The sequence below is a fragment of the Solwaraspora sp. WMMD406 genome, assembly GCF_029626025.1.
Classification (GTDB): domain Bacteria; phylum Actinomycetota; class Actinomycetes; order Mycobacteriales; family Micromonosporaceae; genus Micromonospora_E.
This window is the reverse complement of sequence record NZ_JARUBF010000001.1, coordinates 3,001,853-3,014,567: the sequence shown is the minus strand read 5'-3', so window position 1 is coordinate 3,014,567 and position 12,715 is coordinate 3,001,853. Positions and strand designations below refer to the sequence as shown.

Sequence of the window (12,715 nt, the reverse complement as noted above, 5' to 3'; positions counted from 1 at the left end):
CGTCCGTAAGATCCCGAGCCAACAGCCGTCATACAAGGACGCCATGAAGACCGTGACCCAGAAAGCTCGGTACTGCCGTTGTGGTGCCCGCTTGGCCAGGGATAATCCCGGCAACCAGTGCGCTGCCTGCCTCTCGGCGGATCGGGATCGCTTGGCTGCCGCTCCGGAGGTGTCAGCCGAGTTCTGGGACGAAGTTGTCCTTCGGGAGGCGCTCCAGACCAGACACATGGGGCGGGTAATACGTGCCTGGCGGACACATCCTCAGCACGGGCGTCAGCCGGTCCCACAAGAGCGCGTAGCGGCATGGGTCGGCATCTCCCAAGCGCAGCTCAGTCGGATCGAGAACGGACCACCGATCGCCCACCTCGACCGCCTCATTCAGTGGGCTCGGGTGCTGCGTGTCCCGGCCAATCGGCTGTGGTTCGCTCTGCCCGAAACAGCCCCAGGACAGCAGGAGGAAGAGAGCACGGTGAAGCGGCGCGAGTTCTTGGCATCGGCCGGCATGACGGTCGTCGGTGGGCTGCTGCCCCAGCAACCGCCAAGCGCCGGGCTGGCCACTGCTGACGAACCAGCCGAGTGGCTGGCGTGGCTGTTGTGGCAGCGCCAAACGCGCGAGCTGGAAGCTTCCCTGGTGCCGCCCCGCCTTGCGTCGCACTTAAAGACGCATCCGCAGGTGATTTCCGGCCCGGAAGGGTCGTACCGCTTCACCGATCCGGCGATGATCGATGGTCTTGTGGCACAGCGCATCTTCGGCGGTGTCCAGGCTGGCGATAGCCATCTGCTGTCGACGGCCCAGACCAGCCATGCCACGGACATGCGGCTCAGCGCCCTGACCGGTGAAGATGAAGCGGCTCGGCGTGGCCTGGCGAGCTGGATGTCTTGGGGCGCGACGCCGGTCCTGCGGGTCAACGCCGCCGGCGTGCTGGCCAAGGTAGGAGTGCCCGACCTCGGCGACTCGGTGGTCTCCGCACTGCGGATTGACCGGGCCGCGAGGCATCTCTACCTGACCGCAGTCGCTGCCCGGGTACTGGATGCGACGTGGGATCACGCTGAACACGTCGTGGCGGGGACGGACGGCCACCCGAGCAGTCTCAGCGATCGGCTTGGCGATGAGCGGGTTCCGTGGGCGGCGGAACGGCTGGCCGCAGAGATCGCGAATCCTCGCGACGCCGCCGCCCGATGGTGCTGCGCGATCATGCTGTCCAGCCTGGCGCAACAAGATCTCCATGTGATCCACGCCGCGCTCGCCCGCGCAATCCAGGACGAGCCGTGCCGGGAGAACTTGCGCGCCTACGCGGCCGTTCTCGCCGGTAACAGCCCAATCGTATAAGCCAACAAGAGAGGTCAACCGCGTGAAGCTGCTCGTAGTCAAGCCAGGCGAGGAAGTAATCGAGACAATTCAACGCCGCGCCGCTGAGGAGGGCATCACCAATGGTGCCATCGTGTCCCTCATCGGTGCCGTTGATGCATGCGCCATCAGCAACATGCCCGCTCATGATGCCAAGTCCGATATCGTCACCGAATACCAACAACCATTCGAGCTGTCCGGTACTGGCGAGATAACAAACGGGAAGGTGCACATCCATGTGTGCCTCAGCCGAGCGGGCGACACGGCCATCGCCGGGCACCTCCATTGGGCCAGGGTCGAGACGTTCTTCGTACACGCGTACGCACTTCCGCTCTTGATCGATTCCTGACTCCTGATCGCTCGGCAACGTCGGCTGAGGGCAGTCCGCCACTGTCGGGTCCGGACGGCTCAGCCGGATGCCGGCCGTAGGTCCATGGTCGGGATCTTGGGCAGCAGGTCGGCGCCGATGGCGGCGATCTGCTCGGCGGTGCCGTCCGGTCCGGCGCCCTCGACCATCAGCAACTGGTGGTGCACGCCGGTCACGGCGGCGCTGGCCGCCAACCGCTCGGCACATTCCTCGGCGCTGCCCAGCGGGTGGATGCGCAGCAGATGTTCGACGTAGGCGTCGAGGTCGCGGTGCACCGGCGGCGAGCCGTCGATGCGCACGTACTGCCGGGTGGTGGCCAGCCAGGGCGGCAGGGTCCGACGGAGCTCCCGCTCGGCGGCGGCCCGGTTGTCGGCGAGGGCGATCAGGTGCGCCGAGGCGTGCTCGACGGCCGCCGGGTCGTGCCCGTGGGCGGCGGCGACGTCGACATAGCGGTCCAGCGTGGCCCGTTTGGCGGCGTCGTCGTCCTGCAGGCCGAGCAACAGCGGCAGACCACGTTCGGCGGCGAGTGCGACGGTCGCCGGGGACGTCGCGGCGACCCAGATCGGCACCTGTCGGGTCGGCCGGGGTACCACCGGCACGTCCCGAAAGGTGAAGAACTCGCCGTCGGCGCCGACGGTGGCCGCACCGGAGAGCCAGCGGCGTACCAGGTCCAGGGCTTCGGCGAAGCCCTGCTGGTAGCGGGGCAGCCCGGTGCCGAAGACCTCCAGGTCGACCCAGGGTCCGCCCCGGGCGACCCCAAGCCGGAACCGACCGCCGGAGACCGCGTCGAGCAGGGCCGCTTCTTCGGCCAGCGCCACCGGGTGCCGGTTGGACAGTACGGCGGCAGCGGTACCGACGCTGATCCGGTCGGTGGCGCCGAGCAGGTGGCCGGCGAGGGTGGTCGCCGACGGGCACTGCCCATACGCGATGAAGTGGTGTTCGGCGAGCCACACGCCGCCGAGACCGGCTGCCTCGGCGGCGCGGGCGTACGTGACGGTGGCCGGCAACCCGTGCGCCGCCAGCAGGAACAGGTCCACCGCGGGCAGGCGCGGGGCGCCGACCACCGTCGATCCGGTCGGATCAGCAGTCACGCAGCTCGGGTGACTGGTTGCGGATCTGCGCGACCGGGGAGATGAACCGCTGGTAGGTCTCGCCACCGACGGCGGCGAGCTTGAAGGCGGCCACCCGGTGGCAGTTCTGGAAAGCCAGCTTGACGCCGAAGTGGCGCTCCAGACCACCTCGGATCGCGTCACTGGCCAGCGCCCGCAGCAGCTGGCCGCGTTCGGCCTCGCTGGGCGGCGGTACGGCGTGGTCGGCGAACTCGGCCGTGGTGTCCTGGGCCTGGGCGGCCACCTGCGACACCACCGACCAGGCGTACGGCAGGGACTGGCGTACGCAGTCGACGAACTCGGCGTCGTCGATCTGGCCGGCTTCGGCCCGCTCCAGCAGAGCGGCGGGTACGTCGAGCGACATGCTTTCTCCTCACGCAGACGGTCAGCGAACCAGCAGGTCTGGCCCGAGAACGAACTCCGGGTCGACCTGGCCGGCGAGGTCCTCGCCGACCCGGTCGTTGGCCCAGGCGGTGGCGTTGCGCAGGTGGAACTCCACCGCCTGCCGGGTGAATCTGGCCCAGTCCTGCGGACAAGCATCGACGGTTTTACGCATCGCGTCCAGGGCGTCACGGTTCGCTGGTTCGACGGCGGCGATCGGCTGGTGCCGGCCACGCTCGGCGGCCTTGACGAAGGCCGACCGGCCGATCCAGGTCAGCAGGTCGTCGCCGACCTCCTCCCGGAGGAAGTCCACGTCGGACTCGTCGTCGACCTTGTTGCCGATCACGTGCACTCGTACGCCGTAGTCGCGGGCGTATCCGACATACTGGCGGTAGACGCCGACGCTGCGGACCGTCGGTTCGCAGACGAGGAAGGTCACGTCGAAGCGGGTGAACAGGCCGGAGGCGAACGAGTCGGCGCCGGCGGTCATGTCCACCACGACGTACTCGCCGGGCCCGTCGACCAGGTGGTTGAGCAGCAGCTCGACGGCGCCGACCTTGGAGTGGTAGCAGGCCACGCCAAGGTCGTCGGTGGCGAACGGGCCGGTGACCGCCAGGCGGATGCCGGCGACGTCGCGGACCAGCGAGTCGTAGATCGGGTTGGCGCCGGTGACCGTGAGCAACCGCGATCCCCGGCCGGGCGGGGTGGTCTTGACCATCGCGGCGGCGGAACCGATCCGGGGGTTGTCGCCGCGCAGGTACTCCTTGATGTCGGTGAGGTGGTCACCGAGTGCCGGCAGCAGCAGCGCTTCGTCGTCGCTGGCTCCGAGTGCCGCGGCGAGGTGCTGGTTGATGTCGGCGTCGATGGCCAGCAACGGTGCCGGGCCACCGCCCTCGGCGGCGGACACCGCCGCCAGGTGGCGGGCGAACAGCGCCGCGAGCGTGGTCTTGCCGCTGCCGCCCTTGCCGACGAAACAGATCTTCACGGTACGTCTCCCCCAGGATGAAAAGGTACGAGTACATTGGAAGTCATTTCCAATAACTTCGTCAAGCGTAGGCACGACGCGGGCGTGTCGGGCGAAATTGGTAATCTCCGCCCGTGCCGACCGCCTCGTCCCCGCTACCCGACGCCATCCGGACGACCGGCTCCGGTCGATCAACCCCGGACACCCCGGACACCCCGGACACCCGGGACACCCCGGACACCCGGGACACCCCGGACGGCCGGCTCCGCGCGGCCGAGTACCGCCGCGCCGACCTGTGGGCGGCCCTCGCGGCACTCGCCCTCGCCGGCTGGGTCACCAGCGGGCTGTGGGCCGGACCCGACAGCCGGGCGATCACCGTCAACTCCAGCGACCAGGCGTTGTTCGAATGGTTGCTGGCCTACGGAGCGTACGCACTGACCCACGGCGAGAACCCGCTGTTCACCTACCTGCTCAACGCCCCGGACGGGGTCAACCTCGCCGTCAACACCTCGATCACCGTGTACGCGGTGGTCTTCGCGCCGCTGACCTTCCTGATCGGGCCACCGGCGACCTTCGCCGTGATCCTGACGCTCAACCTCGCCGGCACCGGCTTCGCCTGGTACTGGCTGCTGTCCCGGCTCGGCACCGGCGACGGCGGTACGCCGTTCGTCGACTCCCGGCTGGCCGCCGCCGTCGGCGGACTCTTCATCGGTTTCGCACCCGGCATGGTCTCGCACGCCAACGCCCACCTGAACTGGACGGCCGGCTGGCTGGTGCCGATCATCGTCTGGCGGGTACTCGCGCTGCGCGGCCGGGCCGGTGCCCGACCAACGGCCCGTGGCGGCTGGCTACGCAACGGGGCGATCCTCGGCGTACTCGTCGCGGCGGCCTTCTCGATCGCCGCCGAAGGCCTGTTCTTCACCGCTCTGGCCTGCGGAGTCTTCCTCGGCACCTGGGCGCTGGACCGCAGCCGCCGGGCCGAGGTCCGCGCCGCGCTCCCCCGGCTGGTACGCGGCCTGGCGGTGACCGCCGTGATCGCGACCACGCTGCTGGCGTACCCGTTGTGGCTGCACTTCTTCGGACCGCAGGTGTTCCACGGCACCGGTTTCGACGCCCGGATCCACAGCGAGGACGTCCTCGCCTACGGCGCGTTCCCGCAACGCTCGCTCGCCGGGATCGCCGGCCTCGACACCGGGCTGGCACCCAACGAGACCGAGGAGAACAGCTTCTTCGGCCTGCCGGTGCTCGCCCTGACCGTCGCCGGGCTGGTGATGCTGTGGCGCGCCGCCGACCCCGGCCGGCGCGCCACCCTGCGGGCGCTGACGGTCACCGCGGCCGTCTTCACCGTGCTCTCCTGGGGACCACGGCTCAAGTTCGACGGCACCATCACCGACGTTCCACTGCCGTACGCGCCGCTGGCCGACGCCCCGATCTTCAACGCCGCGTTGCCGGCCCGGCTGGCCCTGGTGGTCGCCCCGGTCATCGGGATCGTGCTGGCGCTGACGATCGACCGGCTCCGGACCGCAGCCGGTGCCGACACCGGCACCGCACGGCGCCGGTGGTGGACCGGCCCGGTACGACGCCGGTGGTGGACCGGCGCGTTCGTGGCCGCCCTGCTGCCGCTGGTCCCGGCCAGCCTGCTCACCATCGAACGGGAACCGATCCCGCAATTCGTCACCTCCGGGGCGTGGCGGGACCACGTCAGCCCCGGCGGGGTGCTCGCACCCGTCCCGTTCACCCTGGACGTGCTGCCCGACGGCCAGCGGTGGCAGGCGTACGCCCTGGCCGAGCGGCAGGGCGAGTTCGCCATCCCGTCCGGGTTCTTCCTCGGACCGGGCGGCCCGGACGGGCGGGGCCGCATCGGGCCGGTCCCCCGGGCCACCGACGGTCTGCTGCACACCGTCGCGCGGACCGGTGTCGTGCCGCCGATCGACGACGCCGACCGGGCGGCGGCCCGCGCCGACCTGCGCTACTGGGACGCCGAGGTGGTCGTCCTCGCCGACCAGGTGCACGGTGCCAAGTTCCCGGTGGACGCCGACGCGCTGCTGCGGGCCACGACGCAGCTGCTCGGACCGCCGCAGCGGGTCGACGACGTCTGGATCTGGCCGGTGCCCGACGGCGGCTGGTGAGCCAGCGGTACGCCGACCGTTGGTGAGCCCGGCCACGGACCGGGCCGACCGGCCGGTAACGCACTACGCTGGGCGGTGTGACGAGCACCGTATCCCGCCTGCGTAGCGTTCGAGCCGGACTGGTCGATTATCAGGTCGCCTGGACGGAGCAACGCCGGTTGCACGCCGCTGTCGTCGCCGGCGACGAGCCCGACACCGTCCTGCTGCTGGAACACCCCAGCGTCTACACCGCCGGCAAGCGCACCGAGGTGTGGGACCGCCCGACCGACGGCACCCCGGTGGTGGACGTCGACCGGGGCGGCAAGATCACCTGGCACGGGCCCGGTCAGCTCGTCGGCTACCCGATCGTCAAGCTGCCCGAACCGGTCGACGTGGTCGCCTACGTACGCCGTACCGAGCAGCTGTTGATCGATGTCTGCGCGGAGCTCGGCCTGGCCACGACCCGGCTCGAGGGCCCCAACCACAGCGGCGTGTGGGTGGCCGCCGACGACCGTGGGCCGGCGCGCAAGGTGGCCGCGATCGGCATCCGGGTCGCCCGTGGGGTGACCCAGCACGGCTTCTCGATCAACTGCGATCCTGATCTGTCGGCGTTCGACCGGATCGTGCCGTGCGGGCTGCGCGACGTCGGGGTCACGTCGCTGAGCGCCGAACTGGGCCGCCCGGTCACCGTGGCCGAGGTGCTGCCGGTCGTCGAACGGCACCTGCCGACTCTCGGGTGAGCGAACTCACGGACGACGATGCCGTGTGCGGCCCGGCCGGACCGCCCGGCCGGCACCCCGTCGGCGTACGCTGACAAGGGTGACCATTGCTCCGGAGGGACGCCGTCTGCTGCGCCTGGAAGCCCGTAACGCCGAGACCCCGATCGAGCGGAAACCGCCGTGGATCAAGGTCAAGGCCAAGATGGGCCCGGAGTTCACCCAGCTGCGCGGCCTGGTGCAGCGCGAAGGCCTGCACACCGTCTGCCAGGAGGCCGGCTGCCCCAACATCTACGAATGTTGGGAAGACCGCGAAGCGACGTTTCTGATCGGCGGCGACCAGTGCACCCGGCGCTGCGACTTCTGCCAGATCGACACCGGCAAACCGGCGGAGTTCGACGCCGACGAGCCGCGCCGGGTCGGCGAATCGGTGGCGACCATGGGCCTGCGCTACGCCACGGTCACCGGGGTCGCCCGCGACGATCTGCCCGACGGAGGCGCCTGGCTGTACGCCGAGACGGTCCGCCAGATCCACGCGCTGCAGCCCGGCTGCGGCGTGGAGCTGCTGATCCCGGACTTCAACGGTGATCCGGGGCAGCTCGCCGAGGTGTTCGCCGCCGCACCCGAGGTCCTGGCGCACAACGTCGAGACGGTGCCCCGGATCTTCAAGCGGATCCGGCCGGCGTTCCGCTACGAACGTTCGCTCGACGTACTCACCCAGGCACGCTCCGCCGGCCTGGTCACCAAGTCCAACCTGATCCTCGGGCTCGGTGAGGACCGGGCCGAGGTGTCCCAGGCACTGCGCGACCTCCACGACGCCGGCTGCGAGCTGATCACCATCACGCAGTACCTGCGCCCCACCCCTCGCCACCACCCGGTGGAACGGTGGGTCAAGCCGGAGGAGTTCGTCGAGCTGCGCGAGGAGGCGGAGCGGATCGGCTTCGCCGGGGTGATGAGCGGTCCGCTGGTGCGCTCGTCGTACCGGGCCGGCCGCCTCTACCAGCAGGCGTTGGAGCGGCGCGCTGCTGCGCTCCCCCGCTAGGCCCCCCGCAGGTGTCACCGCCGGTGAACCGGCTCGCCTCCGGCCACTAGACTCAACGCCGCTCGGTTAAGCCGTTGCGGCAGCGGTCAAGGGTGTGTCGGTCGGACATGGGAAAGCGGAGTTCCTGTAACGAGGTGAGTCACTCCAAGACGCCTCGAGACCAGGAACTCCGCTTTGGTCGATCAGATTGCCATAACTCGGACGGTGCGGGTAGCCGCAGGTGTGTTCGCGCCGGGTCATCTGGGTGAGTTGACCCAGTTCCTGCCCTTCGAGATGGTCGATGAGGTCCTTGCCGCGACCCGTCGTACCCAGCAGCGGATCCGGCTACTCCCGGCCCGGGTCGTGGTCTACCTCGTCCTCGCAGGCTGCTTGTTCGCCGAACTCGGCTACGGGCAGGTGTGGCGGAAACTGACCGCCGGTCTGACCGGGCTGGATCTGACCGAGCCGGCCTCAGGCACGTTACGGGAGGCGCGTCAGCGGCTCGGGTCGACGCCGTTGCGGGCCCTGTTCGATCTGCTGCGCGGCCCGGCGGTCACCACGGCGACGCACGCCGTGCGGTGGCGGGGCCTGCTGGTGACAGCGATCGACGGGACCACGATGTCGGTCGCCGACGCCGAGGCGGTCCGGGTCCGTTACCGCAAACAACGGGGTAACCACGGCGGCGCGGGCTACCCGGCACTACGGCTGAGTGTCCTGCTGACCTGCGGCACCCGCTCGATCATCGACGCCGTGTTCGCTCCACTCGGCACCAGCGAACTCGACCAGGCCCGCTCCCTGGCCCGGAGCCTGGCCGCCGGGATGCTGCTGTTGGCCGACCGTAACTACGCCGCCGCCGACCTCATCCAGACACTCGCCGCCACCAGGGCCGACCTGCTGATCCGCTGCAAGAACGGCCGCCGCCTGCCGGTGATCCGCCGGTACCACGACGGATCCTGGCTGTCGACCATCGGCACGGTACGGGTGCGGGTCGTGGACGCTGAGATCAGCGTCCAGACCATCGACGGCGTCCGCACGGGCGGCTACCGGCTGATCACCACCCTGCTCGACCCACGCACCCACCCGGCCGGCGAACTGATAAAGCTGTACCACCGCCGGTGGGAGGTCGAAACCGCCTACCTGGAGATCAAATCCAGCATCCTCGGCGGCCGGGTCCTGCGCGCGCGTACTCCCGACGGCATCGACCAGGAGGTCTACGCCCTGCTGGTCGTCTACCAGATCCTGCGTAACGCCATGACCGACGCCACCGACAGCCGGCCCGGCACCGGCCCTGACCGGGCCAGCTTCACCACCGCCCTGAACGCCGCCCGCGACCAGGTCACCCACGCCGCCGGCGTCCTCGCCGACACCGTCATCGACCTGGTCGGCGCCATCGGTCGTGCGGTTCTGGCCCACCTGCTACCTGAGCGTCGGATCCGGGTGAAGACCCGCATGATCAAACGCTCGAACTCCAAGTACCAAGCCCGCGGACCCAACGTAGACCGACGCAGCTACAAAGCCACCATAGCCATCGATATAATCACAAACACTTGCTAACCATCCACCCGCCCTAACCGAGCGGCGTTGCCACTAGACTGCCTCGCATGGCGAAACCCCAGGAGAAGGTGTCGTTCGGCCAGCGGCTGAAGCAAATCGGCATGGTGTTCTCGTTCACCGCCAAGCGCGACAAGTGGTTCGTGCCGCTGGCGCTCGCCGCCGTCGTGCTGCCGCTGGCGGTCACGGTGGTGGCCGTGATCGCCTGGGGTTGGATGTGGTTGCCGGTCGGCATCCTGCTCGCGCTGCTCGCCGTCCTGATCGTGCTCAACCTCCGCTCCAACGCGGCGATGATGAACGTCGCCGAGGGGCAGCCGGGGGCCGCCGCGTCGCTGCTGGAGAACATGCGCGGCGACTGGCGGGTCACCCCGGCGGTCAGCTCGACCACCCAGCTGGACATGGTGCACCTGGTGATCGGCCGTCCCGGGGTGATCCTGCTCGCCGAAGGCAACCGGCAACGAGTCCGAGGGCTGTTGGGCCAGGAGAAACGGCGGCTGGCCAAGGTCATCGGCAACGCCCCGCTGTACGACTACGTGATCGGCACCGACGAGGGCGAGCTGCCGATCCGAAAGATGCGCACCACCCTGATGCGCCTGCCGCGCAACCTCACCGGCAAGGACGTCAACGCGCTGGACAAGCGGCTGACCGCGCTGTCGGCCCGACCGCAGCTCCCCAAGGGCGCGATCCCGAAGAACATGCGTCCGCCCCGGGGTGCCTTCCGGCAGTCGCGCGGGCGCTGACCACACCATCCAGGGGGAGGACCGATGGGTCAGGGCGTACACATGCAGGAGCTGCCGGGTATCGGCAAGCGATACGACATCGACCTCGGCTCGGGTAGCCAGCGGGTGTCCGTGGTGGTCCGCCGGGACGGCACCCGGGACCTCTATGTCTTCACCAGCCGATCCGACGAGCCGACCGCCGTGCTCGAGTTGACAGAGGAACAGTCTCGCAAGGTGGGCGCCGTCCTCGCCGGCACCTTCTTCGAAGCCTGATTCGATCCGACGACTTCGGGTGATCGACGCCGTCCCGGGTGATCGACGCCGTCCGGCCTTGGACCAGCCTGTCGGATCCCGCCGTCCACCTGGTTTGATACGGCATGCACGCTGACCTGATCGGTCTTGGCGCCATCGTGCTCATCGCCGGGCTGCTCGCCCGAGGTGGACGCCGGCTCGGCCTGCCCACGGTCCCGTTCTTCATGCTCACCGGAATCCTGCTGGGCCCGGGTACCCCCGGTCCGGTGCTGGTGGAGCATCCGGAAGACCTCGCCCTTCTGGCCGCGCTCGGCCTCGTCCTGCTGCTGTTCAGCCTCGGGGTCGAGTTCCCGGTCGAACAGGTGCTGGGCAGTGGCCGACGGCTGTTCATCGCGGCCGGCAGCTACATCGGGATGAACGTCAGCGCCGGCCTGGCGCTGGGGTTCGCGTTGGGCTGGGGCACCGCCGAGGCGCTGGTCATCGGCGGTGCGCTGGGCATCTCGTCGTCGGCGATCGCCACCAAGCTGCTGATCGAGCTGCGCCGGCTGACCAACGCCGAGACCCCGGTGATCCTCGGGATCATCGTCATCGAGGACCTGTTCCTGGCCTTCTACCTGGCGATGCTCACGCCGGTCCTGTCGCCGGCCGACTCGGCCGGCCAACTGGTCGCGGACATCGCGATCAGTTTCGGCTATCTGCTGCTGTTGTTCGCGGTAGCCCGCTTCGGCGCGCGGGCGATCGGTCGGCTGATCGGCTCTCATGAGGACGAGATCCTGGTCATCCTGGTGGTCGGGCTGGTGCTGCTGGTCGCCGGGATCTCCGCCGACGTCGGTGTGTCGGATGCCATCGGTGCGCTGATGATCGGTCTGGTGATCTCCCGCACGTCGGTCCGGGAGCGGGTCGAACGGCTCACGTTGCCGCTGCGGGATCTGTTCGCTGCGGTCTTCTTCGTCGCGTTCGGGCTCAGCATCGACGTGGGCGAGTTGGGTGCGGTCGTCCTGCCGGTGGTGATCGCGGTCCTGATCACGCTCGTGGTCAACGCCAGCGCCGGGTTGGTCACCGCCGCGCTGTTCGGCTTCAACCACCGGGGGGCGGCCAACGTCGGGTTGACCGTACTCGGCCGGGGCGAGTTCTCACTGATCCTGGCGACGCTGGCGCTGAGCGCGGGGCTGGACCCCCGACTCGGTCCGTTCATCGCGTTGTACGTGCTGGTGCTGGCGGTGCTCTCGCCGATGTTGGCGGCGCAGTCCCGGCTGCTGGCCCGGATCATTCCGGACTGGCTGCTGCGGTCGCGCTGGCGGTACGTGCGCGAGGAGACGATGAGTACCGCCTGCACCCATCTCGACCTGGTCACGGTGACCGAGACGGACACCCGCGAGTGCGCCTACTGCGCGGAGACCGGCGACGACTGGGTCCAGTTGCGGATGTGCCTGACCTGCGGCGCGGTCCGCTGCTGCGACGACTCGGTCAACAAGCACGCTACGGCCCACTTCGACCAGACCGGCCACCCGCTGATGCGTTCGCTCGAACCGGGCGAGGACTGGTGGTACTGCTTCGAGGACCGGACTTTGGTCCGCCAGCCGATGGGCCGCACGGCCGATCCGGCTGGTCCGGCCGATCCGGCGGATCCGGGCCTGGCGCAACCGGATCATGGTGTCAGCGATTGACGGCGACCACGACCGAACCAGCCGCCCGGTCGTGCAGTCCACGGCGACGGTCATCCATGATCAGTGGCGGCACGACCAAGGCGAGCAGAATACCGCGCACCAACGCCCGGGGTACGCCTATCCGTCCCCCGTCGATGTCCGACACGCAGCGGATCCTGGCCAGCCACATTCCCGGCGTCTGGGCGAACAGCCCGAGGAAAATGGCGTACTCGACAACGAGGACGAGCACCGGCGGCCAACCGTCCCGTGCCGGGTCGGCGAAGAGACCCGCGACGAGCACGCACAGTAGCCAGTCGATGACTAGAGCTCCGGTGCGTCGGGCCAGCCCGGGCGGATCGGATGCTGGTGCCGGACCCGTCGCCGTCGCCCCGCTCGCGCTGTCCGACATGCTGCCGCCTTCCTGGATACCCACGAACGGCCAGGGTAGCCGGGGCCGTCTGCCGTATCCTGCAGGGGACGATTGGTCGAGATCACGCTCCGCACGGGACGTAACACGGCGGAAACATTAGAGA

The 12,715-nt window shown here is 69.5% G+C and carries 13 protein-coding genes; 9 read left to right on the top strand and 4 right to left on the bottom strand.

The window, feature by feature from the left end; genetic code table 11:
* The first annotated feature begins 43 nt into the window (after positions 1-43).
* Together O7632_RS13555 and O7632_RS13550 are read left to right on the top strand one after the other, a co-directional pair.
* On the top strand, positions 44-1,330 hold the full coding sequence (locus O7632_RS13555) for a helix-turn-helix transcriptional regulator (protein ID WP_278114514.1): 1,287 nt from the start codon (positions 44-46) through the stop codon (positions 1,328-1,330).
* Positions 1,331-1,352: 22 nt separating this feature from the next.
* Complete coding sequence (locus O7632_RS13550) at positions 1,353-1,697, top strand: PPC domain-containing DNA-binding protein (protein WP_278114512.1); 345 nt, start codon at positions 1,353-1,355, stop codon at positions 1,695-1,697.
* Positions 1,698-1,756: 59 nt separating this feature from the next.
* On the opposite strand, the gene O7632_RS13545 is transcribed toward O7632_RS13550, so the two are convergent.
* From O7632_RS13545 to O7632_RS13535, 3 genes are read right to left on the bottom strand one after another with little or no spacing between them, the layout of a single operon-like run.
* Complete coding sequence (locus O7632_RS13545) at positions 1,757-2,806, bottom strand: LLM class flavin-dependent oxidoreductase (RefSeq protein WP_278114510.1); 1,050 nt, start codon at positions 2,804-2,806, stop codon at positions 1,757-1,759.
* Positions 2,796-3,188 (bottom strand): SCO5389 family protein, encoded by a 393-nt coding sequence (locus tag O7632_RS13540; RefSeq protein WP_278114508.1) that lies wholly within the window; start codon positions 3,186-3,188, stop codon positions 2,796-2,798. The genes O7632_RS13545 and O7632_RS13540 overlap by 11 nt, the downstream gene beginning before the upstream one ends.
* A gap of 21 nt (positions 3,189-3,209) precedes the next feature.
* On the bottom strand, positions 3,210-4,190 hold the full coding sequence (locus tag O7632_RS13535) for an ATP-binding protein (RefSeq protein ID WP_278114507.1): 981 nt from the start codon (positions 4,188-4,190) through the stop codon (positions 3,210-3,212).
* Between the two features lie 272 nt (positions 4,191-4,462).
* Here O7632_RS13535 and O7632_RS13530 point away from each other — a divergent pair, with 272 nt between their 5' ends.
* From O7632_RS13530 to O7632_RS13500, 7 genes are all read left to right on the top strand, one after another.
* Positions 4,463-6,298 (top strand): DUF2079 domain-containing protein, encoded by a 1,836-nt coding sequence (locus tag O7632_RS13530; protein ID WP_278120030.1) that lies wholly within the window; start codon positions 4,463-4,465, stop codon positions 6,296-6,298.
* 77 nt (positions 6,299-6,375) lie between these two features.
* Complete coding sequence (gene lipB, locus O7632_RS13525) at positions 6,376-7,017, top strand: lipoyl(octanoyl) transferase LipB (RefSeq protein WP_278114505.1); 642 nt, start codon at positions 6,376-6,378, stop codon at positions 7,015-7,017.
* 79 nt (positions 7,018-7,096) lie between these two features.
* Positions 7,097-8,035 (top strand): lipoyl synthase, encoded by a 939-nt coding sequence (gene lipA, locus O7632_RS13520; RefSeq protein WP_278114503.1) that lies wholly within the window; start codon positions 7,097-7,099, stop codon positions 8,033-8,035.
* 174 nt (positions 8,036-8,209) lie between these two features.
* A complete protein-coding gene (locus tag O7632_RS13515) occupies positions 8,210-9,568 on the top strand; it encodes an IS4 family transposase (RefSeq protein WP_278112971.1) in 1,359 nt (452 codons plus the stop codon).
* 47 nt (positions 9,569-9,615) lie between these two features.
* The gene (locus tag O7632_RS13510) at positions 9,616-10,305 is read left to right on the top strand and encodes a DUF4191 domain-containing protein (RefSeq protein WP_278114502.1); all 690 of its coding nucleotides are present in this window, start codon (positions 9,616-9,618) and stop codon (positions 10,303-10,305) included.
* 24 nt (positions 10,306-10,329) lie between these two features.
* Entirely contained in the window at positions 10,330-10,557 is a 228-nt protein-coding gene (locus O7632_RS13505) for a potassium transporter TrkA (protein ID WP_278114500.1), read from the top strand.
* 104 nt (positions 10,558-10,661) lie between these two features.
* Positions 10,662-12,203 carry a cation:proton antiporter gene (locus O7632_RS13500; RefSeq protein ID WP_278114499.1) on the top strand — a complete coding sequence of 514 codons (1,542 nt, stop codon included), beginning with the start codon at positions 10,662-10,664 and terminating at the stop codon, positions 12,201-12,203.
* Here O7632_RS13500 and O7632_RS13495 read toward each other — a convergent pair.
* Positions 12,193-12,591 carry an RDD family protein gene (locus O7632_RS13495; RefSeq protein ID WP_278120027.1) on the bottom strand — a complete coding sequence of 133 codons (399 nt, stop codon included), beginning with the start codon at positions 12,589-12,591 and terminating at the stop codon, positions 12,193-12,195. The genes O7632_RS13500 and O7632_RS13495 overlap by 11 nt on opposite strands.
* Positions 12,592-12,715: the final 124 nt, after the last annotated feature.

What these genes read in the sequence shown, in the direction of transcription:
- O7632_RS13505 (WP_278114500.1), top strand. Translation starts at nt 10,330, where the DNA reads ATGGGTCAGGGCGTACACATGCAGGAGCTGCCGGGTATCGGCAAGCGA.
- O7632_RS13500 (WP_278114499.1), top strand. Translation starts at nt 10,662, where the DNA reads ATGCACGCTGACCTGATCGGTCTTGGCGCCATCGTGCTCATCGCCGGG.
- O7632_RS13555 (WP_278114514.1), top strand. Translation starts at nt 44, where the DNA reads ATGAAGACCGTGACCCAGAAAGCTCGGTACTGCCGTTGTGGTGCCCGC.
- O7632_RS13540 (WP_278114508.1), bottom strand. Translation starts at nt 3,188, where the DNA reads ATGTCGCTCGACGTACCCGCCGCTCTGCTGGAGCGGGCCGAAGCCGGC.
- O7632_RS13495 (WP_278120027.1), bottom strand. Translation starts at nt 12,591, where the DNA reads ATGTCGGACAGCGCGAGCGGGGCGACGGCGACGGGTCCGGCACCAGCA.
- O7632_RS13510 (WP_278114502.1), top strand. Translation starts at nt 9,616, where the DNA reads ATGGCGAAACCCCAGGAGAAGGTGTCGTTCGGCCAGCGGCTGAAGCAA.